The sequence below is a fragment of the Spongorhabdus nitratireducens genome (genome assembly GCA_947387575.1).
Taxonomy (GTDB): Bacteria; Pseudomonadota; Gammaproteobacteria; order Pseudomonadales; family Endozoicomonadaceae; genus CANDOC01.
Genome location: CANDOC010000005.1, coordinates 54,812 through 76,711 on the forward strand (window position 1 = coordinate 54,812; position 21,900 = coordinate 76,711).

Annotated in this window: 20 protein-coding genes; 8 read left to right on the top strand and 12 right to left on the bottom strand. The window is 49.5% G+C overall.

Annotated elements, in window-relative coordinates:
- Nucleotides 1-77: 77 nt before the first annotated feature.
- Nucleotides 78-1,904, top strand: coding sequence for an ABC transporter ATP-binding protein (locus ACYZZ0_RS10490; RefSeq protein WP_461536573.1), 1,827 nt, complete (start codon nucleotides 78-80; stop codon nucleotides 1,902-1,904).
- 28 nt (nucleotides 1,905-1,932) lie between these two features.
- On the opposite strand, the gene ACYZZ0_RS10495 is transcribed toward ACYZZ0_RS10490, so the two are convergent.
- The 6 genes from ACYZZ0_RS10495 to pspF all read right to left on the bottom strand — a co-directional run bounded on the left by ACYZZ0_RS10495 (nucleotide 1,933) and on the right by pspF (nucleotide 7,923).
- On the bottom strand, nucleotides 1,933-2,616 hold the full coding sequence (locus ACYZZ0_RS10495) for a nucleoside/nucleotide kinase family protein (RefSeq protein WP_461536574.1): 684 nt from the start codon (nucleotides 2,614-2,616) through the stop codon (nucleotides 1,933-1,935).
- Between the two features lie 89 nt (nucleotides 2,617-2,705).
- Complete coding sequence (locus ACYZZ0_RS10500; RefSeq protein WP_461536575.1) at nucleotides 2,706-3,566, bottom strand: amidohydrolase family protein; 861 nt, start codon at nucleotides 3,564-3,566, stop codon at nucleotides 2,706-2,708.
- A complete protein-coding gene (locus ACYZZ0_RS10505) occupies nucleotides 3,548-4,552 on the bottom strand; it encodes an aldo/keto reductase (protein ID WP_461536576.1) in 1,005 nt (334 codons plus the stop codon). Before ACYZZ0_RS10505 ends, ACYZZ0_RS10500 begins: the two co-directional genes overlap by 19 nt.
- Nucleotides 4,552-5,862: an enolase C-terminal domain-like protein gene (locus tag ACYZZ0_RS10510; protein ID WP_461536577.1), complete on the bottom strand. Its 1,311-nt coding sequence runs from the start codon at nucleotides 5,860-5,862 to the stop codon at nucleotides 4,552-4,554. The genes ACYZZ0_RS10505 and ACYZZ0_RS10510 overlap by 1 nt, the downstream gene beginning before the upstream one ends.
- 2 nt (nucleotides 5,863-5,864) lie before the next feature.
- On the bottom strand, nucleotides 5,865-6,767 hold the full coding sequence (locus ACYZZ0_RS10515) for a fumarylacetoacetate hydrolase family protein (RefSeq protein WP_461536578.1): 903 nt from the start codon (nucleotides 6,765-6,767) through the stop codon (nucleotides 5,865-5,867).
- A gap of 85 nt (nucleotides 6,768-6,852) precedes the next feature.
- Nucleotides 6,853-7,923: a phage shock protein operon transcriptional activator gene (gene pspF, locus ACYZZ0_RS10520; RefSeq protein ID WP_461536579.1), complete on the bottom strand. Its 1,071-nt coding sequence runs from the start codon at nucleotides 7,921-7,923 to the stop codon at nucleotides 6,853-6,855.
- A gap of 226 nt (nucleotides 7,924-8,149) precedes the next feature.
- Between pspF and ACYZZ0_RS10525 the strand changes: the two genes are divergently transcribed.
- From ACYZZ0_RS10525 to ACYZZ0_RS10545, 5 genes are all read left to right on the top strand, one after another.
- Nucleotides 8,150-8,440, top strand: a complete 291-nt coding sequence (locus ACYZZ0_RS10525; protein ID WP_461536580.1) for a hypothetical protein — start codon at nucleotides 8,150-8,152, stop codon at nucleotides 8,438-8,440.
- Between the two features lie 13 nt (nucleotides 8,441-8,453).
- Nucleotides 8,454-9,110: a PspA/IM30 family protein gene (locus ACYZZ0_RS10530; RefSeq protein ID WP_461536581.1), complete on the top strand. Its 657-nt coding sequence runs from the start codon at nucleotides 8,454-8,456 to the stop codon at nucleotides 9,108-9,110.
- 210 nt (nucleotides 9,111-9,320) lie between these two features.
- A complete protein-coding gene (pspB, locus tag ACYZZ0_RS10535) occupies nucleotides 9,321-9,560 on the top strand; it encodes an envelope stress response membrane protein PspB (RefSeq protein WP_461536582.1) in 240 nt (79 codons plus the stop codon).
- On the top strand, nucleotides 9,557-10,069 hold the full coding sequence (locus ACYZZ0_RS10540; protein ID WP_461536583.1) for a PspC domain-containing protein: 513 nt from the start codon (nucleotides 9,557-9,559) through the stop codon (nucleotides 10,067-10,069). The genes pspB and ACYZZ0_RS10540 overlap by 4 nt, the downstream gene beginning before the upstream one ends.
- 27 nt (nucleotides 10,070-10,096) lie before the next feature.
- Complete coding sequence (locus tag ACYZZ0_RS10545; protein WP_461536584.1) at nucleotides 10,097-10,480, top strand: DUF3192 domain-containing protein; 384 nt, start codon at nucleotides 10,097-10,099, stop codon at nucleotides 10,478-10,480.
- Nucleotides 10,481-10,496: 16 nt separating this feature from the next.
- On the opposite strand, the gene ACYZZ0_RS10550 is transcribed toward ACYZZ0_RS10545, so the two are convergent.
- The 6 genes from ACYZZ0_RS10550 to ACYZZ0_RS10575 form a co-directional block, all read right to left on the bottom strand.
- Nucleotides 10,497-11,246 (bottom strand): SDR family oxidoreductase, encoded by a 750-nt coding sequence (locus ACYZZ0_RS10550; RefSeq protein WP_461536585.1) that lies wholly within the window; start codon nucleotides 11,244-11,246, stop codon nucleotides 10,497-10,499.
- Nucleotides 11,247-11,251: 5 nt separating this feature from the next.
- Nucleotides 11,252-12,628, bottom strand: coding sequence for a sugar porter family MFS transporter (locus ACYZZ0_RS10555; protein WP_461536586.1), 1,377 nt, complete (start codon nucleotides 12,626-12,628; stop codon nucleotides 11,252-11,254).
- A 562-nt stretch (nucleotides 12,629-13,190) separates the two neighbouring features.
- Nucleotides 13,191-13,541 carry a PTS transporter subunit EIIB gene (locus ACYZZ0_RS10560; RefSeq protein WP_461536587.1) on the bottom strand — a complete coding sequence of 117 codons (351 nt, stop codon included), beginning with the start codon at nucleotides 13,539-13,541 and terminating at the stop codon, nucleotides 13,191-13,193.
- Nucleotides 13,542-13,554: 13 nt separating this feature from the next.
- Nucleotides 13,555-16,068, bottom strand: a complete 2,514-nt coding sequence (ptsP, locus tag ACYZZ0_RS10565; RefSeq protein WP_461536588.1) for a phosphoenolpyruvate--protein phosphotransferase — start codon at nucleotides 16,066-16,068, stop codon at nucleotides 13,555-13,557.
- Nucleotides 16,069-16,316: 248 nt separating this feature from the next.
- Nucleotides 16,317-17,774: a PTS glucose transporter subunit IIBC gene (gene ptsG / locus ACYZZ0_RS10570; RefSeq protein ID WP_461536589.1), complete on the bottom strand. Its 1,458-nt coding sequence runs from the start codon at nucleotides 17,772-17,774 to the stop codon at nucleotides 16,317-16,319.
- A gap of 85 nt (nucleotides 17,775-17,859) precedes the next feature.
- A complete protein-coding gene (locus tag ACYZZ0_RS10575) occupies nucleotides 17,860-19,122 on the bottom strand; it encodes an ABC transporter substrate-binding protein (RefSeq protein ID WP_461536590.1) in 1,263 nt (420 codons plus the stop codon).
- Between the two features lie 419 nt (nucleotides 19,123-19,541).
- On the opposite strand from ACYZZ0_RS10575, the gene ACYZZ0_RS10580 reads away from it, so the two are divergent.
- Nucleotides 19,542-20,291: a response regulator gene (locus ACYZZ0_RS10580; RefSeq protein ID WP_461536591.1), complete on the top strand. Its 750-nt coding sequence runs from the start codon at nucleotides 19,542-19,544 to the stop codon at nucleotides 20,289-20,291.
- Nucleotides 20,284-21,774 (top strand): ATP-binding protein, encoded by a 1,491-nt coding sequence (locus ACYZZ0_RS10585; RefSeq protein ID WP_461536844.1) that lies wholly within the window; start codon nucleotides 20,284-20,286, stop codon nucleotides 21,772-21,774. The genes ACYZZ0_RS10580 and ACYZZ0_RS10585 overlap by 8 nt, the downstream gene beginning before the upstream one ends.
- Nucleotides 21,775-21,900: the final 126 nt, after the last annotated feature.

Here is a 21,900-nt window from a genome sequence, read left to right on the forward strand (position 1 = left end):
TTTTGGTTCAGGCTGACTCTCTTTATAATGAGAATGAATATCAATAACTTATAAGTATTTGTTACCGGGAGATGTTTTTGACGGACCAACAACAAGGAGGCGAGGCTGTAGCAGGCTTGCCCGAAAATACGCGAACTTATAACTGGGGAAATATCTGGCGCATTGCACTGGAGCACAAGCGGGAACTGGTGATTGCCAACCTGATTGCTGTCATGGCAACACTGGCCAGTGTGCCAACGCCCTTGCTGATGCCGCTGCTGGTGGATGAGATTCTGCTGAATGATCCGGGTACTGCGCTGGAAGTGCTGAAGGCTGTTATTCCGGATGACCTTGAGACAGAAGTCGTTTTTATTATGTCGATTTTGGCCATCACTATTGTGCTGCGTCTTATGGCACTGGCTTTTAATGTCTGGCAGTCCCGGCAATTTACCTTTATTTCCAAAGAAGTCATCTTCCGCATCCGTAAGAGCCTGATTAACAAACTCGGGCATAGTGCACTGGCTGAATATGAGATGACGGGTAGTGGAGGTGTAGCTTCACGCTTTGTTACTGACCTGGATACCATCGATCGCTTTATCGGCTCTACTGTCAGTCGGCTGCTGGTTGCTTCGCTGACATTAATTTGTACGGCATGTGTTTTGTTCTGGCTCCATTGGCAGCTGGCTCTGGTTATTATGCTGTTCAATCCCATTGTGATTTATTTTACGACGGTGATGGGGCGTAAGGTTAAAGATCTGAAGCGTGACCAGAACAAGGCTTATGAAATTTTTCAGTCTGCTTTGACAGAAACCCTGGATGGTATTCAGCAACTGCGAACAGCCAACAGAGAACAGCATTACCTTTCTCGCCTGTTGCAGCATGCCCGGCATGTGCGTGATCACTCATCAGCATTTGAATGGAAAACTGATGCTGCCAACCGGATGAGTTTTCTGATCTTTATGCTGGGTATTGATCTGTTCCGGGCAGGCGCCATGATGACGGTACTATTGTCGGACCTGACGGTAGGGCAGATGATGGCCGTATTTGGTTATCTCTGGTTTATGATGGGGCCGGTGCAGGAACTGCTGAGCATGCAGTATGGCTACTATGCGTCCCGGGCAGCGTTAAAGCGCGTCAACAGTCTGCTTTCGATGAAAGAAGAGCCGCAGTGGGCCTGTGAGCAGGACCCTTTTGCTGAACACACGACTGCAGATGTTGATCTTGAAAATGTCCACTTCAGCTATGGTGATAAAAAGGTCCTGAAAGGTGTCAGCCTGCATATCAAGGCCGGAGAAAAGGTGGCACTGGTGGGTGCCAGTGGTGGAGGCAAGTCGACACTGGTCAAGGTCTTGCTGGGGCTTTATCAGGCTGATCAGGGGCGTATCGCCTTTAATAATGTACCGCTGGAAAAAGCCGGCCTGGATTGTATTCGGGAAAATGTAGCGACAGTACTGCAACATCCAGCCTTGTTTAACTCCACTGTAAGGGAAAACCTGACTCTGGGGCGTGATGCTACAGATGAGCAGTTGTGGCAGGCACTGGAAGTAGCCCAGCTACGTCACACCATTGAAGAAATGGATGAAGGTCTGGAGACACTGGTGGGCCGGGATGGTGTCAGATTATCTGGAGGTCAACGTCAGCGACTGGCCATTGCCCGAATGGTGATTGCCAATCCTAAAGTGGTGATTCTTGATGAAGCGACATCTGCACTGGATGCCGCAACCGAATATATGGTGTTGCAGGGACTGGAATCATTCCTGGCAGAACGCACCACCCTGATTATCGCTCACCGTTTGAGTGCAGTACGCCGTGCTGACCGGGCCTATGTTTTTGAAAACGGCATGATCAGTGAACAGGGAGAGCATGAAGAACTGATTCAGCAGGATGGCCTTTATGCCCGGCTTTATGGGGCACTGCAGTCGTAAAAGGATTTTGCAGTAAAAGTCAGTGCGTCTACTGAGGCTCTGTTCTGATATCTCTGTTGAACTCAAGGGTAGGGCAGGTAAGGTCATTGTTGTTAATGACAATATCAGCCCTTTCCCTTGGATCACATTGCTCAAAGTAAAGCTGCTGACCGGGAATATAACGCTGCAGATAGCGCTTTTTCAGGAGTTGAATGTCATCGGCCTGCTCCTGGTTACGCGCTATAGCGCGGGGTAACGAGTAGCTGAAGTCGACATCAACAAAAATAACCAGATCCCAGTAGTTTTTAATCTCCGGAACCTGCAAAAAGATACCGTCAAACAGCAGAATACTATTTTCTGCGGCCATTAAAGTGTCAGAGCATACGACCTCATCTTTGTAATGATCAAAAGCTTTAAGCTGGTACTGACGACTGCCGTCAGGTGACAGCGGTTCCAAAATGCATTGGGTCAGGGCTTCATAGTTGAAAGAATCTTCCAGGTAGCCTTTGGCAGATAAATCACCTTGACGATAACGTATGGCTCTGGGCTGATGAAAATAATCAATAGAAGAACGTATCACCGGTCGACGTTGGATCAGGCTTGCAAGCTTGTCTGCCAGCCAGGTTTTTCCTGAAGCATCGACACCATCGATAGCAACTCTCAAAGGTGTTTTAGCTGGGTGGTTTGAAATGATGTGTGCCAGTGAATCATAGCTGTCGGAATTTGTATTCACGATTAATAAGGTTATCCATTAACGTATTGCTCAGGCTTCGACAATAATCCTGAACAAGTGTTCCTTTCAAGCAATGAGTTAAACAGGTGTCAAGGTTGCAGCTGATAGACACTACGGGCATTGTCGCCGAATATAGCGGCCTGTTCCTGACTGTTGAAAGCTTCGCAAAACCGCTGTGCCAGTGCCAGCCACTGATCGTAGCTGGTGACCATATTTAATACCGGCCAGTCACTGCCCCATATCAGACGCTCCGGACCGTAGTATTCAAACAATAGATCAATCCAGGGCTGTAATCGTTCAAAACTGCTGTGCTGACCGGCTTCGGTAAGAATGCCCGAGAACTTGCAACAGGCGCTGGTTTCCTGGGCAAGTAGCTTCATATAACTGGCCCAGGGCTCCATATGGTTGGCTGCAATGGGTGGTTTTGCTGCATGATCAATCACCACTTTTAGATCCGGATACTTTTCTATTCGCTTTAGCAGCTGAGGAAGATGTTCTGTGCGTACTAATGCATCAAAGACAAGATCACGGGATTCTATTAAAGCAAAGCAGTTATCAAGAGCGGGTTGCAGTATCCAGTCTGGGTCCGGAATATCCTGAATCATGGGGCGAATGCCTTTCAGCCAGTGATTCATTTGCAGTTCATCCAGTTGATCTGCTGCATCCTCTCGGGTCATATCCATCCAGCCGACAACACCCTGAATAAAGTCATAGTGATTGGCCAGCCCCAGCAGAAACCGGGTTTCATCTTCTGTCTGTGCTGCCTGAACAAGTACCGTTCCTGCAATGCCTTCCATTTTTAGAATATGGCCCAGGTCATCCGGCATATAATCTCTGTAAAGAGGCTTCAGTTCCGGCGTCAGCCAGCCATAATCCCCTCTGGGCAGCATCCAGAAATGCTGGTGGGCATCAATCATGTCGGGGTTTTTGTTTATAGTGCCGGATTGCATATCAGTTCCTCCTCATAAAGGGACTGCCACAGCGCTTCGGGAATATTCTGGCTCAGCCACTGACAAACCTGGCTAACTTGTTCTGCACTGTGAAAGCCACAAACAACGGATGTTACATCGGGATTTCTGAGTGGAAAGTGAAGGGCTGCCTGGGGAAGGGAAATCTTGTACTGCTTACAGACCTTTTCAATACGTTTTACTTTTTCAATAATCTTTGCCGGAGCCGGTTGATGATGAAAGTAGGCACCTGCTACCGGGCCTGAAGCAAGAATTCCGGATGCAAAAGGACCAGCGATAAAAACAGCTCGTTGTTCTTTTCCGCAACGTTCAATAAAAGCGTTGGCTGGCTGTTCCAGTAGCGTATAACTACCCTGCAACATGAAGCAGTTCAGATCAGCATAATCAAGTGCCCGTTCGCAAACCCGATGACATTTAACGCCTAACCCAATGGCTTTGACATGACCTTCTTTTCTCAGTCGCATCAGCGCGTCAAAACCGCTGTCTATGGCTTGCTGAAAGTGTGCTTCAAAACGATCACCGAGAATGATGGGGTCCAGATCGTGCAGCAGCAGTATGTCGAGTTGCTCAAGCCCTAAACGCTGCAAACTGTCTTCGAAGCCTCTGACAATACCGGATGCGGTAAAGTCAAAGGCTTTGCTGAAAGGCAGGGAGCCGATGAACTTGCTGGCTTTACCGCCTCTTCCTGGAAGTAGCTGCTCTCCGGTTTTACTGCTGAGAATAAAGGAGTTATAAGGCCTTTGTCGTAAAAAGTCTCCAAGACGCCGTTCACTCAAACCCCGCCCATATTCAGGGGCAGTATCAAAACTGCGAATACCCAGATCCCAGGCTGTTTGTAAAGTGTTGTGTGCATCAGCATCTGAAATGGCATGATAAAGGCCGCCAATTGAAGCGCCTCCGAAAGTTATCGGACCGATGCTCAGCGGGAAGCCTGCAGGTGAGCGATTACTTTCAATGATGCCGGGCATCAGTTACGGCTCCAGGAATGACCATCAGGCCAGCTATGCTCTGAGATGCTTTTGTCGTGTAATTGTGCGCTGTAGCCCGGCAGCTTGGGAAGCCGGTAATGAGCATTCTTGATTCTTACCGGATCAACAAAATGTTCATGCAAGTGATCGACATACTCGACGATTTGATTCTGCTGTCCCCCGATGCAGAGCAAGTCGATAGCGGCCAGATGTTGCACATACTCACAAAGCCCGACCCCTCCGGCATGAGGGCAGACAGGAATATTATGAAATGCCGCAAGTAACAGTACGGCCAGCACTTCATTGACACCACCAAGACGGCAACTGTCGATCTGGCATATATCCATAGCGCCGCTTTGCAGAAACTGCTTGAACATAACCCTGTTCTGGCATTGCTCTCCGGTTGCCACCTTCACCGGATGAATGGCTGAGCGTATTCGGCAATGGCCAAGAATATCATCCGGGCTGGTGGGTTCTTCGATCCACCAGGGATTAAACTCGGTCAGTGCATCCATCCATTCGATCGCCTGATCGACATTCCAGATCTGGTTTGCATCCAGCATTAACTTAACATTGTTGCCCAGTGCATCACGGGCTATTCGGCAGCGACGCATATCATCTTCGAGTGACTGACCGACTTTCAGTTTGATATGGCGCCAGCCATCGTTGACCGCCTGCTCACAAAGTTCACGCAGTTTCGGGTCAGAATAACCCAGCCAGCCGGGACTGGTGGTATAAGCGGGTATGCCGTTTGACTGTAATTGTTGTAGCCGCTGTTCGCGATTGGCTCGTCGTGACTCCAACAGATCAAGTGCGGCTGCGGGTGACAACAGATCACTGATATAGCTGAAATCGATACAGCGAATGATCTCTTCGGGCGGCATATCATAAACCAGCTGCCATACCGGTTTATTTTCCTGTCTGGCTTTAAGATCCCATAAGGCATTTACCAAAGCAGCTGCAGCCAGATGAATCACACCTTTTTCGGGTCCCAGCCAGCGCAGTTGGTCATCATTAACCAGCTGATGCCAGAACTGCCCCATATTTGCCCAGATATCTTCCAGTTTTTTCCCGGTGATATGGTGTGATAACGCTTCAGCCGCTGCAGCGCAGATTTCATTGCCACGACCCAGGGTAAATGTCAGACCATAACCATGCAGGCTGGGCATACTGGTTTCCAGAATGACATACACACAAGAGTAATCCGGTGCCGTATGCATAGCATCCGAGCCACTGAAAGTTTGCGAGGTTGGAAAACGAATATCGTGAATATGAATATCAGTAATAAGAACTGACGAAGAGTTGGCCATATTTAAACCCGCCCCTCTGCCACCGCTATAGAAGAATGCTCGGCTGGTGTGATGGGTAATTCTTCCAGACAGGTTTGTTGTTCCTGAACACCCAGCCCACTGATGCCCAGTCGTATAACCTGACCGGGCTTAAGGTAAACCGGTTCCGGCTTTTGGCCTAATCCCACGCCTGGTGGAGTACCACTCGAAATGATATCGCCGGTGTGAAGAGTGAAGAATTGACTGAGATAACTGACCAGGGCTGCAGCACCAAAAACCATGGTGCTGGTATTACCATTCTGGTAACGGTGACCGTCTACTTCCAGCCAGATATCCAGATTTTGTGGATCGGGTATTTCATCGGTTGTTACCAGCCAGGGGCCAAGTGGTGCAAAGGTGTCACAGCTTTTGCCCTTGATCCATTGTCCGGTGCCTTCAAGTTGCCACTGGCGTTCGGACAGATCATTAATAATGCAGTAACCGGCAATATGGTTGATTGCATCAGCTTCAGATACATGCTTTGCGGGCTGACCAATCACAATGCCCAGTTCGACTTCCCAATCTGTTTTGGTTGAGTGAAGGGGAATCATAACCGGGTCGAAAGGACCACTGATGGCGCTGGTGGCTTTACCAAACAGTACCGGCTCTTCAGGTACCTGCATTCCGGATTCTGCAGCATGATCTGCATAATTCAGACCAATGCATAGCAGTTTGCCGGTACCACTGACACAGGCGCCAATGCGGGGGTTGCCAGTAACCGCAGGGAGTGTTTCCAGGTCAACCCGACGCAATATATCCAGTTGCCGCGGCAATAAAGTTGCACCGCTGATATCCGGTACCACTGCACTCAGGTCTCGAATTACATGATGACTGTCGAGTATGCCGGGCTTTTCAGATCCGGGAGGACCATAGCGTAAAAGCTTCACTGCGTTCGAGTCTCCGCTGCAACACCTGAGTCAGAAAACGTAGTTGGCAGCGGGAGTAAGCGCAAACTCTAAAGCGGGTTAATATTCAGCTTTCGGCTTCAGTTTGTGGGTACTTGCGTATAAGGCTTCGAAGCTGATCATAAGTCAGTCCCAGTTTTTCAGCGGCCTTGCGCTGTTTGAACTGACTGGCTTCAAGCGCACGGTTCAGTAGTGCTTTTTCAACATCAATCTGAATCTGTTTGAGATTGATTGAACAACCCTCTGTCAGCTGTTCCAGACTGCTTTCCAGTACACCCAGGTCAGGTGTTTTTTCATTGTTGGCAGCTGGTTGCGCAGGTTCTGTTTCAACACGCTGCTCCAGGCTTTTTAGCCAGGGTGAATCGAAGGGATTGAGAATAATCCGCTCGATATAACCATCTGATCCTGCATGACAAACACTACGTTCAACCGCATTTTTCAGCTCACGGACATTACCGGGCCAGTGGTGGTGTATTAACGTTTCAATAGCTGTTTCGGAGAATCCGTTGAATTCAGCATCCGACATCTCATCGGCAAGCTCATGTTGCATTCGCAGGGCAAAGTGATGAGCCAATTGCAGAATGTCATCCTGGCGAACACGTAAAGGCGGGATAGCAATCACATCAAAGGCCAGTCGATCCAACAGGTCCTGTCTGAACTTTCCTGCAGCAGCAAGCTCAGGAAGGTTTTCATTGGTTGCGGCAATAACCCGGACATCGACTTTAATAACCCGGGAACTGCCAACCCGGTAAAACTCGCCATACTCCGTTACCCGCAACAGTTTGTCCTGCAGCCGTGGCCCCATGGTGGCAAGCTCATCCAGAAACAGGGTGCCACCGTCGGCTTCCTCAAACAGTCCGGCTCGACTCTGGCGGGCACCGGTAAACGCTCCGGCTTCATGACCGAACAGTTCTGAATCCAGTAACTCATCATTAAAGGCGGCACAATTCAGCTTCACCAGATTTTGCTGCCAGCGTGGCGACAGGTAATGCAGACGACTGGCGATTTCTTCCTTGCCGGTTCCCCGTTCCCCGATAACCAGTACCGGGCGATGATGGCGGGCATAGCGGGAAACGGACTCCATCATCTCCAGAAATGCCGAGGATGAGCCGATCAGTCCTTTTCTGTGGTTAGTCATTTTATGGTTTGTAATTGTTGTTGTGATTTTCACCAAGAGTTGGTTTATCTCACCACAGGGTGGTTTTAAAAACCATGATTAAATTTAAGTAAATTTTTGGTAAAAGAAATATTTCCTTAATAAACAACAGGTTATGTTGTTATTTGAAGTTGGCACGATATGTGAAATGTATAAGGGCAAGAAGGTGAAAAAACCTTCACTTCTGATCACGGAAAGGAACACAATCATGAAAGGTCACTTGCAATCTGTTATTGTCGCTCTGGTTCTGGCGTTGCCTGTCGTAAGTCAATCAGCGGTGGCTGGTCCTGACGCCGAACCTGCCAAGGCAATTCCGCAGGATGAATTGCAGGTGCTGAAGAACGAGTCCATGGCCCGGATCGAAGAAGACATCAAACGGAGTATTCCTGCTGAAATTGCCAAGCTGCATCAGCTGATGCTGGATGCAATGCCAGAAGAGCAGATGGAACAACAGGCTGTTGCTGCAGAGATTAAACAATATTCAGAGCAGCAGCTTTAAGGAGTTAAACAAGATGAGCATCTTTTCACGCCTCAGCGATATCATGAATGCCAATATCACAGCATTGCTGGATAAAGCAGAAGACCCTGAAAAAATGGCGCGTCTGATGCTGCAGGAAATGGAAGAAACACTGGTTGAAGTTCGCACTGATGCCGCCCGGTTAATTGCTGACAAGAAAGAAACTGAACGACAGTTAATCAGACTGGAGCAAAGTGCTCAGGAATGGGCTGAAAAGGCAGCACTGGCACTGCAGCATGAGCGGGAAGATCTGGCCCGGCATGCATTGTCAGAAAAACAGAAAGTCATGCTGCAGGTAAAAGAGAAGCAGGCTTATTTATCTGAAATGGAGCAGCAGCTGGATAAGCAAGATGAAGATATCCAGCGACTGCAGGGTGCAATGAAAGATGCACGCAAGCGACTTGATTCGATCCGTCTGAGAAAACAGGTTGGCACAAACCGTCTGAAAATGCGTGAGCAGACCCGGGAAGAAAACCGGTTGCGGCAGGAAGCGCGGTTTGAACATATGGAAAGGGATATTGATGCCCTGGAAGGGCAGCTGGATGCCTTTGATATGGGCGACTCCAAGCTGAGTAACGAACTGCAGGAGCTGGAGATGAACAGTGCGATTGATAAAGAGCTGGAAGCTCTGAAGAACAGCCTGAAGCAATAACAGGCACAGCACTTCAAGTAAATATAAAAGACAGGGTTAGTCTAGAGTCCAGCGGTTATTCAGGTTACTCTGTCTGATATAAACGTCTGTTATAAAGAAATAATAAAAAGCCGTAACGAGCTGTTTGTAGATCATTGCTGTATTGAAAGAAAATGTGCAGCAAAAGAACAGCATCCGACATGGCAATTTAACTGGAGGGTTTCATTCCGGATGGAAGCCGTAATCATCGAAGAGCTTGTTCCCATCAGTGCCATTCTGGTGCTGTTCCTGTTTTTGCCCTGGCTGGTGTTTCACTACGTTACCCAGATCAGGCAATCCAAGCGTCTGGATGAAGAGTCTCAGGAGCTGTTTGAGTCCACGGTTCACCGTATGGAAGTGATGGAAGACAGAGTTCATACACTGGAGCGTATCCTGGATGCCGAAGTGCCGGACTGGAGAAACCGGGCATGAAAAGAATTCTGAAAGAGATCTTTACCCAGCAGGAGGATAGTCAGGCCTCTCCGGCTATCATGGGAGTCTGCAGTTATATTGCCAACCGCTTTCACCTGGATGTACTGGCGGTGCGGATTGCGACGGTAGGCGGAGCTTACTTTTTTACTTCGACCTCAAGAGCCATTTTGGCCTATATCACTATTGGTGTGTTGCTGAGTATGAGTGGCAGCACCACTCGCGGCTCCAGAAAGAAAAGGAAGAAGGCCAGGGAAGCAGCTCATTCAGGTGAGGCAGCCGGACAGGTAAGGCAACAAGCGGCTGACATGAGTGAACCTGCTGACAGCTATCCTAAACTGACCCGGCCGGCAGTCAAGCAAATGGCTCGTCGGTTGAAGCGACTTGAAAAAAGAGTATCAGGGCTTGAAGGCTGTATTACTTCTGGTCACCTGAAAATGGCTCGTGACTTTCGGGATTTAGATAAAAAGCGGCAGGAAAATAGCGAATCCGATACCACTGCTACTGCCTGATAGATCAAATTACTCAACGAGAAAAACATGATAATAACAAGATTCGTTAAGTGTATTTTGGTGCTCTGTGTTGTGATTCTGGCCGGTTGTTCTATCAAGGTTGGAAATACTGAGGGTGGCTCAGGGCACAAAGTCTCTGCCATAGAAAAAGCAGATCAGGTTCGCAGAGAGAAAATTTCCCGGTTGAAGACCGGTGAGCTAATGGCGGATGTCAAAGTCAAACTAGGGGTTCCTGAGTTCACTGAACTTTATAAAGTAAATAATCAGGAAGTACGGGTTCTGTATTACAGAACTCACCGGGTTAAAGCTGACAACTACACCTCCAAAGATGAATGTACTCCTCTGGTATTTATTGAAAACAAGCTGGATGGCTGGGGTAGTCATGCACTGGATAAAGTGACAAAAGGTTAAGATAAAAGATTAGGCGTTAATTACTCCATCCACCATCAATAATATGAACAGCACCGGTAGTGTATGCCGACTCATCTGAAGCGAGATACACTGCCAGCGCTGCAATCTCTTCAGCCGTTCCTACTCGTCCCTGTGGTTGACGGGCCGCAAACTGTTTTCGGTTAGCCTCAAGGTTTCCTCCCATTGCCCGGACGCGATCATTATATGAGGGTGTATCAACTGTGCCGGGGCAGATGGCATTGCAGCGAATACCCTGTTTAACATAGTCACACGCAACAGAGCGGGTCAGGCCAATGACGGCTGCTTTGGTTGTGCTATAGGCACAGCGAACAGGAACACCTTTCAGGCTTGAAGCAACGGAAGACATATTGATGATATTGCCACGTTGTCGTTGCAGCATACCCGGAAGGAAAGCCTGCAACATGTAATACATGCTGTGAACATTCAGTTCAAAAGAGAAGCGCCAGCGCTCTTCATCGCAACTGAGTAAGTCGCCATGATGGACATACCCGGCACAATTAAACAATACGTCCGGCGTATCAATCTCGTGACTCAGACAGGCGACGGCCTGACTGTCGGTGACATCCAGTGGCATGGTTTCAATACTTGAAGCTTCGGCTTCAAGTGAAAGCAGTGCCTCTTTATTAATATCTGTTGCCAGTACTCGGGCTCCTTCCCGAGCAAATGCGATAGCTGCAGCCCTGCCAATCCCTTGACCGGCAGCAGAAATCAGGATGGTTTTATTTTCCAAGCGACGGATAGGCATAATGGTTAGTGCTCAGTAGTTGGCTGACCAATATTGCGCAGGCGAGTGCCCTTGAGCAGATTCAGTTCGATCCGCTCCAGTGAAACTCCACGGGTTTCCGGGATAAAGCGCCAGAAAACATAGAGCCCGATCAGGGTTATAACAAAGAATGTCCAGAACAGGGTGGCGACACCATATTCGGCCAGTACCACCGGCAGGAAAAAGGCGACCAGTACATTCGCCCCCCAGTTAAATGCGACAGCAAGTCCCATTCCGGCACCCCGAACTCTGGCAGGAAGAACCTCCGAGGGAATCAGAAAGCAGGCCGGTCCGATACTGATACCGTGAAAGGCCATAAATAGCAGGGCGCCAGCAAACATGCACCAGGCTCTGATCATTGGATCTTCACTTAGAGTGAAAGCGCCGGCAATCAGGCCAAGACTGATCAATATTCCAATGGTGCCAAGTAGCAGGGGCAGGCGGCGACCAATACGGTCAATAAAAAATAATGAGCTGGTGGTGGACACAACCAGCATAAAGCCGATGACTGTTGTTGCGAGGGTGGCTTGAGAAGGCGTTGCAAATCCGGTGCTCTGGAACAGGGTCGGGGCATAATAGTTTATCGCATTGATGCCGACCGTCTGGGTGAAAAAGCTCACAGCAATGGCAATCAGCACGGCTTTGAAATATTGTGGCTGAAATATCTGCCGCCAGTCGCTTTTATTCTCTTCTCTGGCGACCTGCTCGATTTCCTCCAGTTCGATACATCCTTCATCATTACCATGCAAGTTGATCAGCACCTTTCTGGCTTCACTCTTGCGGTTTCGAAGTACTAACCAGCGGGGACTTTCAGGCAAGATAAAAGAGGCGAGTAATAACAATCCTGCAGGAATAATACCGAGCATAATCATTACCCGCCATGAACCGGTATCGGATTGCAGCCAGGATGAAAGAAACGAAAGAAATACACCCAGCTGAATTGAAAATACAAACAGATTAACCAGCTGCCCCCGCCGCGTCCGGTCTGCCAGTTCGGATACATAGACAGGTGCAACGCAGGAACCAATACCAATAGCGATGCCCAGTAACAGACGACCGGCAATCAGATTGTTAACAGTATCGGCCTGGGCACTGATAATCGAGCCAATCGAGAAACACAGGGCGGTTAAAAACAGGGTCATGCGCCGTCCTGCAATATCACATATCCGGCCACTGATCAGACAGGCCAGCATGGCACCAATCGGTACACAGCTGACCATAAAACCTTCCAGTGTCTCTGACATTACAAAAGTTTCACGAATAAAGAGCAGGGCGCCGGCAATAATCCCGGCATCATATCCAAACAACAGGCCGGACAGCGCTGCAGCGGCAGCAATAAGTAATGTCTGGGTTCGACTGGACATCGGCAATACCCTCAAACAGTTGATTTTATTCAGGCTTGGCGGGTAACGATTCAGTTGCAATAGTGCTGAAACATAGTCAACGGTTAAGATAAGTCCAGCAGGTAAACGCTCTCTAAATTGAAACTACCTATTGTCACTGTCAGCAGACAGGTCATAGCAAACACAGGCGAAAAAAGAGCATAGCAGGCTTTATGAACAGCAGTAGATATCAGTAAATTGCCGGCTATTTTGAAAGACGTTTTTTATTTCCTATGAAAACATAAAAATTGCCTGATGAGTTGGCAGGGTGCGTTCTGAATTCGCTTTGGGCAAGGGGTTTAACCTGTGTTTATGAACCCGTCCAGAAACCCGGCAAATAGCATTTTTACTGTTTTGGCTTATATTTTTTATCGGATTTTCTACCTGCTTTCCCTGAAAACATCGATAAGGCAAGCAGAGGGTTCTGATTGAGCTGCTTTGGGGACATAACAATGCGTACTCTGAGTCGAACCTGGCTAAAAGAAAACCTCCGGACAAAGGTTTGTTTGCCCGGAGGTTTTTTTATGGCAATCAGCCTGTCGACTTACGTGATTTCTGCTTTAAGTGCTGAACATACAGCGTCAGCTTCCAGTCCAGCCAACAAATGAATAACAGTTTCATTAATCTTCATGTTGGCTGTGATCCCGGCTTTTTTCAGTGTTTCATCAGAACCCTGATGCGCGGCTTTCAGCTCAACTCTTACCCGGGTAACTGCACAGGTTTGCAGACTGGCAATATTATCTTTGCCTCCCAGCTCGGAGATAATGGCTTGGGTATCAATATCGATCGATACCGGTGCTTTTGGTGCAGGTTGAGCTTGTGGTGTTATCGGAGCCGATGACTGAGGCTGGGGGACCGGTTCACTCTTTCCAAACAGCTTGCTGAAAAATCCCATGACTTTGCTCCTCTCAGCCTTTTACCAGTTCACGAACATCATCAGCACCATCCATTGCCAGTGCTTTTTGTGCCAGTGTCTTACAGTCAGTCAGATTCAGCTCCCGTACCCGGGCTTTAACCTCAGGAATGGAAGGAACACTGACGGATAACTCATCAACACCCAGACCAACCAGAATACCAACAGCGGCAGTATCACTGGCGAGACCACCACAAACACCAACCCATTTACCTTCAGCATGAGCGGCTTCCGCAGTCAGTGCGATCAGACTCAGAACGGCTGGGTTCAAGGCATCTGCGCGTGAAGCCATTTTGGGGTGTCCCCGGTCCATCGCCAGCGTGTACTGGGTTAGGTCATTGGTACCGACCGAGAAGAAGTCGACTTCCTTGGCAAACTGGCGAGCCATCAGTGCCGCAGCCGGTACTTCAATCATGATGCCCAGCTCAACCTGATCAATACCCAGCTTCTGTTGCTCTTCTGCAACCAGCTCCTTAACGGCACGGAATTCATTCAAACATGCAACCATGGGTAACATAATCCGTACCCGGCCATGTTTTGAGGCTTTCAGAATGGCACGGACCTGAGTGCGCAGAATTGATGGCCGGTTAATACCGACACGGATACCCCGCTCACCCAGGAACGGGTTTTCTTCTGCGGGTAATGGCAGGTACTGCAAAGGTTTGTCGCCACCAACATCAAGGGTGCGAATAATAATCGGACGTTCAGGGCCCAGGACCTTGACAATTTCACTGTAAACTTCGGTCTGTTCGTCCTCGGATGGAGCCGTAGCACGATCCATATAGAGGAACTCGGATCGCAGCAGACCAACACCTTCACCACCCAGTTCCAGTGACTCCCGGGCATCCTTGGCGCTGCCGATATTGGCAACAACTTCAATATTATGACCGTCAGTGGTCGTAGCCGGCTGGTGGGCAACAGCCAGGTCAGCCGCCTTTTTCTCATTGGCATCCAGCTGTTGTTGCTGGATAGCAGCGATCAGTTCGTCGGAAGGGTTGAGTCTAACCCTTGCCTTGTTGGCATTCAGGACAATCTGGTCTTTGGTGGTCATACGATCTAGTTGCTCACCCATACCGACCACATAAGGCAGATCCATGGAGCGGGCAATGATGGCAGCATGAGAGGTTGAACCACCTTCACGGGTGACGACACCAACCACTTTGCTGCGATCGAGGGTAATAATATCGGAAGGAGCGATATCGTCTGTTACCAGAATACAGTTGTTCGGTAATTGTCGGTCCTTGTCGCCTACGCCGAGAATATGCTTGAGTACCCGGTTGCCGACGTCTTCAAGATCGATAGCACGTCCGGCCAGCAGCGGGTTATCCAGTGCTTTCAGCGCAGCTACCTGTTCGGCAATACTTTGATGCCAGCCATATGCCGCACTTTTACCCCGGACAACCTGTTCCATGGTTTTGTCGGTGACTTCCGGATCTTCCAGCAATCCCAGGTGTGCATCAAAGATATCTACCTGGCTGTCATGACCTTGTTCTGTCAGATCCTGTTTAAGGATCTCCAGTTCTTTACGGGCAGACATCAGCGCATCGTTGAGACGGGTGATCTCGGCATCACTGCCTTCGCCCTGCTCGGGAATATCCGGGCGCCGGTTATCAACTTTAAACACTTCACCAATGGCAAGACCACCGGCCGCCTTGACGCCGACGAGAATCATTGGATCAGTATTGTGTTGACCAATCAGCGGTGCTTCTTCTGTGCTCTCTTCTGTTTGAGTCGAAACGGCTGAAACATTTTCTCCCAGACCTGCTTCGATGGCTTCCAGTACTGCTTCCAGTGCTTTTTCAGCATCATCGCCCTGTGTGGTCACAGTAACTTTACTGCCCAACTGAGTGCCCAGGCCCAGCAGTCCGGTAATACTGGTAGCCTTGGAAGATTTACCATCCAGGCTCAGGGTGACAGAACTGTTAAAACCGCGGGCAACACTGGCCAATACCGCTGCCGGGCGGGCATGAAGTCCGGCCGGGTTGGGAATAATAATATCGCCAGTGACGGTAATACCGGTGGACTCAACAACTACTTCCGGTTGGGTGTTATTTGCACCGGCGAAATCAGCTGTCAGGGCTGTATCCTTAGATGCGGTAACAAGCCCTTTACCCGGGGTAAGAACCAGACCTTCATGCTGACTGGTAATCACCATAATGGTCAGCAAGCTAATGGCATTTTGGGCAACATGGTCAGCATCAAACCGGATCAAGGGCTGACCGGCTTTAACCTGATCACCTTGCTTTACCTGTGGGTCAAAACCTTCTCCCTTGAGCATGACGGTATCAAGTCCGATATGCATCAGCAGTTCCAGCCCGGACTCATGACGCAGGGTCAATGCGTGGTGAGACTGGTGTAGTTGAATCACCTGGCCGCTGAAAGGCGCAGTGAGTGTGTTGATTACAGGATCAATAGCAATGCCGTCGCCGAGCATCTTGTCGGCAAAAACCGGATCAGGAACATCGGTAATGGGAAAAATTACACCCGAGATCGGTGCCAGTATTTGCATTTCAGTTACCTGCTTATCGGAGGGTTTTCTGCCGCTCGCCAGCTTTGATTGAGATAGTGCTGACAGGACGGTTCACTCCGTTGATGGCTGTTAAAGGGGAGACAAACAAACTTCCGGGAGGCAGTTATAGGGAGAGCATTGGAAAACTGCGGCCGGGAAGTTGGTCTATCGCCAGCTTGAGGGGCTGGCTGGAAGTATTCACTGGAGGATTGGATGACAACCCTCCAGTGAATCAGATTAGTCGGCTATCAGGCTGTCGCCAGTTCACCGGCTGGAGCACTGCCGGACTGCAGCACTTCCTGCATCTCGGTTTTGATGTTGTCAGACTTGGGTCCGAAGATGGCCTGCATATTCTGACCCATTACCAGTACACCGCTGGCACCCAGGGATTTGATCTTGTCCTGGTCGACTTTTGCCGGATCATTCACAGTGACCCGCAGGCGAGTTATACAAGCATCCAGGTTGTTGATATTAGCTGCACCACCGAAGGCAATGATCAGGTCGCTGGCGAGACCGGAAGAAGCAGTAGCAGTGTTGCTGGACTCGACCTTGTCTTCACGACCCGGGGTTTTCAGATTGAACTTGCTGATGGCAAAGCGGAATACGCTGTAGTAGATCGCGGCATACACCAGGCCCAGTGGAATCAGCCAGAAGGACTTGGTACCGATACCGGCGAACAGGGTGTAATCAATCAGGCCATGGGAGAATGAAGCGCCCATCTTGATGCCCAGCAAATTGGTAATCAGGAAAGCGCTACCCGCCAGTACGGCATGAATGGCGTACAGTACCGGAGCTACGAACAGGAAGGAGAATTCGATTGGCTCGGTAATACCGGTCAACATGGAAGTCAGTGCCGCGGAGATCATGATACCGCCCACAAGCTTCTTGTTTTCCGGCTTGGCACAATGCCACATGGCAATGGCAGCGGCAGGCAGACCGAACATCTTGAACAGGAAACCACCGGCCAGGAATCCGGCAGTCGGGTCGCCGGCAAAGAAGCGGGGAATGTCGCCGGTGACAACGGTACCGGAAGCAGTGACAAATTCACCCATTTCCATCTGGAACGGAACATTCCATACGTGGTGGATACCGAACGGAATCAGGGCACGTTCAACCAGACCATAAACAAAGCCCATGGTGACCGGGTTACCGTGAGCAGCATAGTCACCGAAAGAGTCGATGGCGCTACCAATTGGCGGCCAGATAAAGGCCAGCACAATACCCAGTGCGATGGCACCGAAAGCGGTTACAATCGGTACGAAACGCTTGCCGGCAAAGAACCCCAGATATTCCGGCAGCTTGATTTTGTAATAGCGGTTGAACATGACTGAAGCCAGGATACCCACCAGGATGCCGCCGAATACACCGGTATCAATGGAGGTGATGCCCATGATGCTCTTGGTTTCAACACCCAACATGCCAGCCATTACGCCCATGGTGCCGAGCATGACCACATAACCGACAATTGCCGCCAGAGAAGAAACACCATCGTTATTGGTCAGGCCCAGTACGGTACCGACAGCGAACAACAGTGGCAGGTTACCAAAAATGGCACCACCGGCCTGGGCCATAATCTGACTTAACAGTTCTGGCATCCAGCTGAAATTAGCTGCACCGATACCGAGCAAAATACCCGCCACTGGCAGCATGGCAACAGGCAGCATCAGTGCGCGCCCGACTTTCTGTAACAGGCCAAATACATTCATGGCTTCTGTCCCCGCTTCTCTTCTATATGGTTAAAATGTCTTTTGTCATATGAATACGGTTTGGGAGAGACAAACCGCAATCATTTCAGTGGCTGGCGCTGACAGCTGCTTTCAGCTGGGCGCTGGCCTGCTCCGGTGTCATCCGGGGTGTTTTGAAAAAGTGTTCCACGACATCAAAAAAGCTGCGTTTCACCCGTTCGTTAACCGCCATGGAGTGCACCATACTGGGTAGCAGGCTGCCGGCTTTGGCACTGGTCTCGAGCGCATGGCGGGCACTTTGGGCGCAAGCATCAACGGTTTTGCTGTCAGCTTTGGAATGTATAATCTGGCGAATCGGAATCGAGCCTTTGTAGTGGCTGAATGATTGCTGAAATTCAGGATTCATTAGCAGCCGGGCGAGTCGAGCCTGAGCCTGCTGTTGCTGCTGGTCGGTTGTTCTGAACATCACCAGACTGTCGATGATGTAGATGAAATCGTTTTCGGTGTCGGGCACGGCCTTGCAGAGAATATCTTTTCCGGGAACTTTGCCGGCAGCGATAATTTCACCCCGGGCCCAGTCGCCGGCAATCTGTATTGCGGCCTTGCCTTCAATCACCCGGACAGTTGCTGCATCCCAGCGTTGCTCCGGAGTGGAAGGTAATAAATTGCGAAGGGAAGCCAGTGTCGTGAATACAGCAATCATTTGATCACTGTCGAGCGCTGCTGAATCAAGCTCGATCAGGGCTTTACGATAAAAGTCGACACCTTGAGTACCCAGCAACACGGTTTCAAACAGGGTTGCCAGCTGCCAGTCTTCCCGACCGATAGCCAGAGGCTCTATGCCGGCTTTGCGTAATAATGGAGCCGAATCAAAGAACTGTTGCCAGGTTGTCGGGACAGGGCGGTCAATTTTGTGAAAAGCTTCAGGATTGACCCACATCCAGTTGCTGCGGTGAATATTGATAGGCGCTGCAACATATTTACCATCAACCTTGAGATCGGTTTGTAGTTGCTCCGGGATTAGCGAGTCCCACTGATCTGCTTTGGCGACCGGGTCTATATCTGCCAGCAGTCCGAGACTGCCCCATTGTTTAATCGTGGGGCCCTTGATCTGGGCTGCAGTCGGCGGGTTGCCGGATATAATCCGTGATTTCAGGACATTCATGGCATTCTCGCCACCACCACCAATGATGGCAAAATCAACCCACTCGTCTCCCTGATCGTGAACAGCAGCTTTAAGCTCGCTCAGTGCCCGTTGCTCTCCAGGTGATGTCCACCAGTGCAGTACTTCCAGCTCCGCAGCTACAGCAGAAGTGCTGACAAGTAGCGCGGTAATTGAAGCTGACAGCAGGCTGCAGAGGGTTTTCATATCTGTTTCCAGAGATAGAAGTCGAAGGTATGTGATCAGTTGTATCCGGATGTTCTGACCGGACAGGTTTATATCTGTTCACATTCAAAATGTCGGACAAATCCTATCAATGAAAAACAGGTAGAGGGGTAAGCCACTCTGTCAAAATGTAACAAAGTGACAGTTAGTCCTGCAGAGTCTGAGCGGGGATGTTGGTGACAAGTGCATTGAGCACAAATCCCTTGTGATTATTGGCTTATGGCGCGAAATCTTTTTCTTCAAACTTTCGTTTTGCAAGACTTTGTTACAATTGGCTGCTGTCTCAACAAACATTAATAAACATAAACTTTTGTTTAGTATTCTGCGTAGAATCCGACAAACTCAATTCCCCCGAACTAAGGTAGTATTCACCGGTTTTAATAGACGGTTGGGATGTTTCCATGTCGGACAAAGGCAAAATTTTTGTCGTCGATGATGATGATGCAATCCGGGAGCTGCTGGCAGGCTATTTACAAAAGAATGGCTTTGAAGTCAGTGCTTATCCTGATGGTGAAAGCTTTCTTCAAGACTTCGCTTGCCCGGAACGGAGTGAAGGGCATCAGCTTGTCGTGCTGGATATTATGATGCCCGGTATCGACGGTTATGAAGTGGTGCGCCGGTTGCGGGAACTGTCGATGATTCCGGTGATCATGCTGACAGCAGTGTCTGATGATGTTGACCGGATTGTAGGTCTGGAACTGGGAGCTGATGATTATCTGGCCAAGCCCTTTAATCCGAGAGAGTTGCTGGCTCGCATCAAGGCTATTGTGCGCCGAATTGAAGCCTACGAAAAAGTACCGGATGCAGGTAAAAGTGTGACCGACCAGCGTTACTGCCGGTTTAATCATTTCTGTATAGATACCGTGAGCCGAAATCTGACGTTACCGGATGGCCGCTGTGCAGGACTTTCCGGCTCGGATTACAGTCTATTGATGTTGTTTGTAGAGCATGCCGGTCAGGTCGTAAGCCGGGAAGATATCGCCCGGCTTACCCGCAGCCGCAAGGTGCTGCCCATGGACCGGTTTATTGATGTCCAGATCAGCAGACTGCGTCACCAACTGGAAGACGATGCCCGTAATCCGTCGATTATCAAGACTGTGCGTGGCAAAGGTTATGTAATGGCTACTGAAGTCAGTTTCAGTGATGCCTGAAGCCGCTTTTAAGGAAAAGGTCGGGCGTCGCCTGCAACGTATAACCCGATCCTTCTTAGCCCGCACACTGTTACTGGTAGCTGGTAGTGTATTACTGACGCAGCTGATTGTATGGAGTATCTGGCAGGTTGAGTGGCGGGTTGAGTCCGGTATTGCGCTACGGGAAGTGGCAACCAATATGGCACTCAGGGTATCGGCAACAGTGGAGTACTTTAACTCCCTACCCAAACGCTATCGACATATTATTCTCGACCAACTAAGGGAGATGCGTGGCGGTAGTTATTTTGTCACTCTGAACCAGGAATATATCGAGATTGAACCACTGCCCAGAGACAGGCATCAGCAACTGGTAATCAGCAGCTTTCGCCAGACCCTGCAGCAGAATATATCGGTAAAAGGTGAGATCGATATCAAATTTGCTGATCCGCGTCAGCTGCATGTTTTCAATAACCGTACCCTGCTGAAAAACCTTCCGGATTACTGGGATTCACATACTCAGCTGCTGCAGCCTTACAATTTGCCGGTGCTGGTATTGCAGATACCGATCAGTAATGAAGAGTGGTTGTATGTAGCAACTGTGATTCCCGACAGCCTGCTGCTGGGACGCGAGGCTCGTTATAACCGTTCGTTCAGAGTGTTTGGCGCTATTCTTCTGACCCTGCTGTTATTGCTGACGGTGATGAAGGTGCGGGAGATTATTCGACCCTTCAGCAATCTGGCGAAGGCTGCATCGGCCTTTGGTCGTGATCTCAAGCCGGTTCCTCTGCCTGAAAGCGGTAGCCGTGAAGTGATGGAGACAATCCATGCCTTTAACCAGATGCAGGATAATATCCGGCAGTATATGAATGAGCGTAAGGAGCTGTTCAGTGGTATCTCCCATGATTTGAAAACCCCGTTGACACGGTTGAGATTGCGGGTTGCCATGATGGATGACGATGCTGAACGGGAAGCCTTTGAGCAGGATCTGGATTATCTGGACCTGATGGTAAAGAGCGCGCTGCAAACCATGAAGGATACGGATATTCACGAAAACACGACCCGGGTTGAACTGGGGCCGCTGTTGCTGAGTATTGTTGACAGTTATCCGGAGAGTCACGCCTGTATCACCGCTAACAGGGAACAGGTTAGCCATATAACCGCTACTGTTGTTGGCAAGCCACTGGCGTTGCGCCGGTGCCTGGAAAACCTGATCGATAATGCCGTGCGTTATGGAGAACATGCCGAAATTACTTTACGGCAACTTGAAGATAACTGGCAGATATCAATCATCGATCAGGGACCGGGCTTACCGGACAATATGCTTATGGAGGTCTTCAAGCCTTATGTGCGGCTGGAACATGGCCGAAAGGTCAATCCGGAAGGCAGTGGTCTTGGTCTGATGAATGCCAGACGCCTGGCCCGTATTCATGATGGCGAACTGTATCTCGAAAATCTTGAACCGGGAGGGTTGGAAGTCCGGTTATTGCTGCCGGCTGCGCCCTGATATCTCTTCAGCAGTTATACAGGGTAATACATTGCTGAGAGGAAGGTCTTTGCTTGCTATGATAAATGATTGGTGCAGTCTGTTTAAAAAATAACAAAATAGAGGTTAAACGACATGTATAGATTA

Excerpts from the sequence above, each read along its gene's own strand:
- ACYZZ0_RS10505 (WP_461536576.1), bottom strand. The coding sequence starts at position 4,552 with ATGCCCGGCATCATTGAAAGTAATCGCTCACCTGCAGGCTTCCCGCTG.
- ACYZZ0_RS10540 (WP_461536583.1), top strand. The coding sequence starts at position 9,557 with ATGAAAAGAATTCTGAAAGAGATCTTTACCCAGCAGGAGGATAGTCAG.
- ACYZZ0_RS10510 (WP_461536577.1), bottom strand. The coding sequence starts at position 5,862 with ATGGCCAACTCTTCGTCAGTTCTTATTACTGATATTCATATTCACGAT.
- ACYZZ0_RS10550 (WP_461536585.1), bottom strand. The coding sequence starts at position 11,246 with ATGCCTATCCGTCGCTTGGAAAATAAAACCATCCTGATTTCTGCTGCC.
- ACYZZ0_RS10530 (WP_461536581.1), top strand. The coding sequence starts at position 8,454 with ATGAGCATCTTTTCACGCCTCAGCGATATCATGAATGCCAATATCACA.
- pspF (WP_461536579.1), bottom strand. The coding sequence starts at position 7,923 with ATGACTAACCACAGAAAAGGACTGATCGGCTCATCCTCGGCATTTCTG.
- pspB (WP_461536582.1), top strand. The coding sequence starts at position 9,321 with ATGGAAGCCGTAATCATCGAAGAGCTTGTTCCCATCAGTGCCATTCTG.
- ptsP (WP_461536588.1), bottom strand. The coding sequence starts at position 16,068 with ATGCAAATACTGGCACCGATCTCGGGTGTAATTTTTCCCATTACCGAT.
- ACYZZ0_RS10555 (WP_461536586.1), bottom strand. The coding sequence starts at position 12,628 with ATGTCCAGTCGAACCCAGACATTACTTATTGCTGCCGCTGCAGCGCTG.
- ptsG (WP_461536589.1), bottom strand. The coding sequence starts at position 17,774 with ATGAATGTATTTGGCCTGTTACAGAAAGTCGGGCGCGCACTGATGCTG.
- ACYZZ0_RS10585 (WP_461536844.1), top strand. The coding sequence starts at position 20,284 with ATGCCTGAAGCCGCTTTTAAGGAAAAGGTCGGGCGTCGCCTGCAACGT.
- ACYZZ0_RS10580 (WP_461536591.1), top strand. The coding sequence starts at position 19,542 with ATGTCGGACAAAGGCAAAATTTTTGTCGTCGATGATGATGATGCAATC.
- ACYZZ0_RS10560 (WP_461536587.1), bottom strand. The coding sequence starts at position 13,541 with ATGGGATTTTTCAGCAAGCTGTTTGGAAAGAGTGAACCGGTCCCCCAG.
- ACYZZ0_RS10545 (WP_461536584.1), top strand. The coding sequence starts at position 10,097 with ATGATAATAACAAGATTCGTTAAGTGTATTTTGGTGCTCTGTGTTGTG.
- ACYZZ0_RS10575 (WP_461536590.1), bottom strand. The coding sequence starts at position 19,122 with ATGAAAACCCTCTGCAGCCTGCTGTCAGCTTCAATTACCGCGCTACTT.
- ACYZZ0_RS10525 (WP_461536580.1), top strand. The coding sequence starts at position 8,150 with ATGAAAGGTCACTTGCAATCTGTTATTGTCGCTCTGGTTCTGGCGTTG.
- ACYZZ0_RS10500 (WP_461536575.1), bottom strand. The coding sequence starts at position 3,566 with ATGCAATCCGGCACTATAAACAAAAACCCCGACATGATTGATGCCCAC.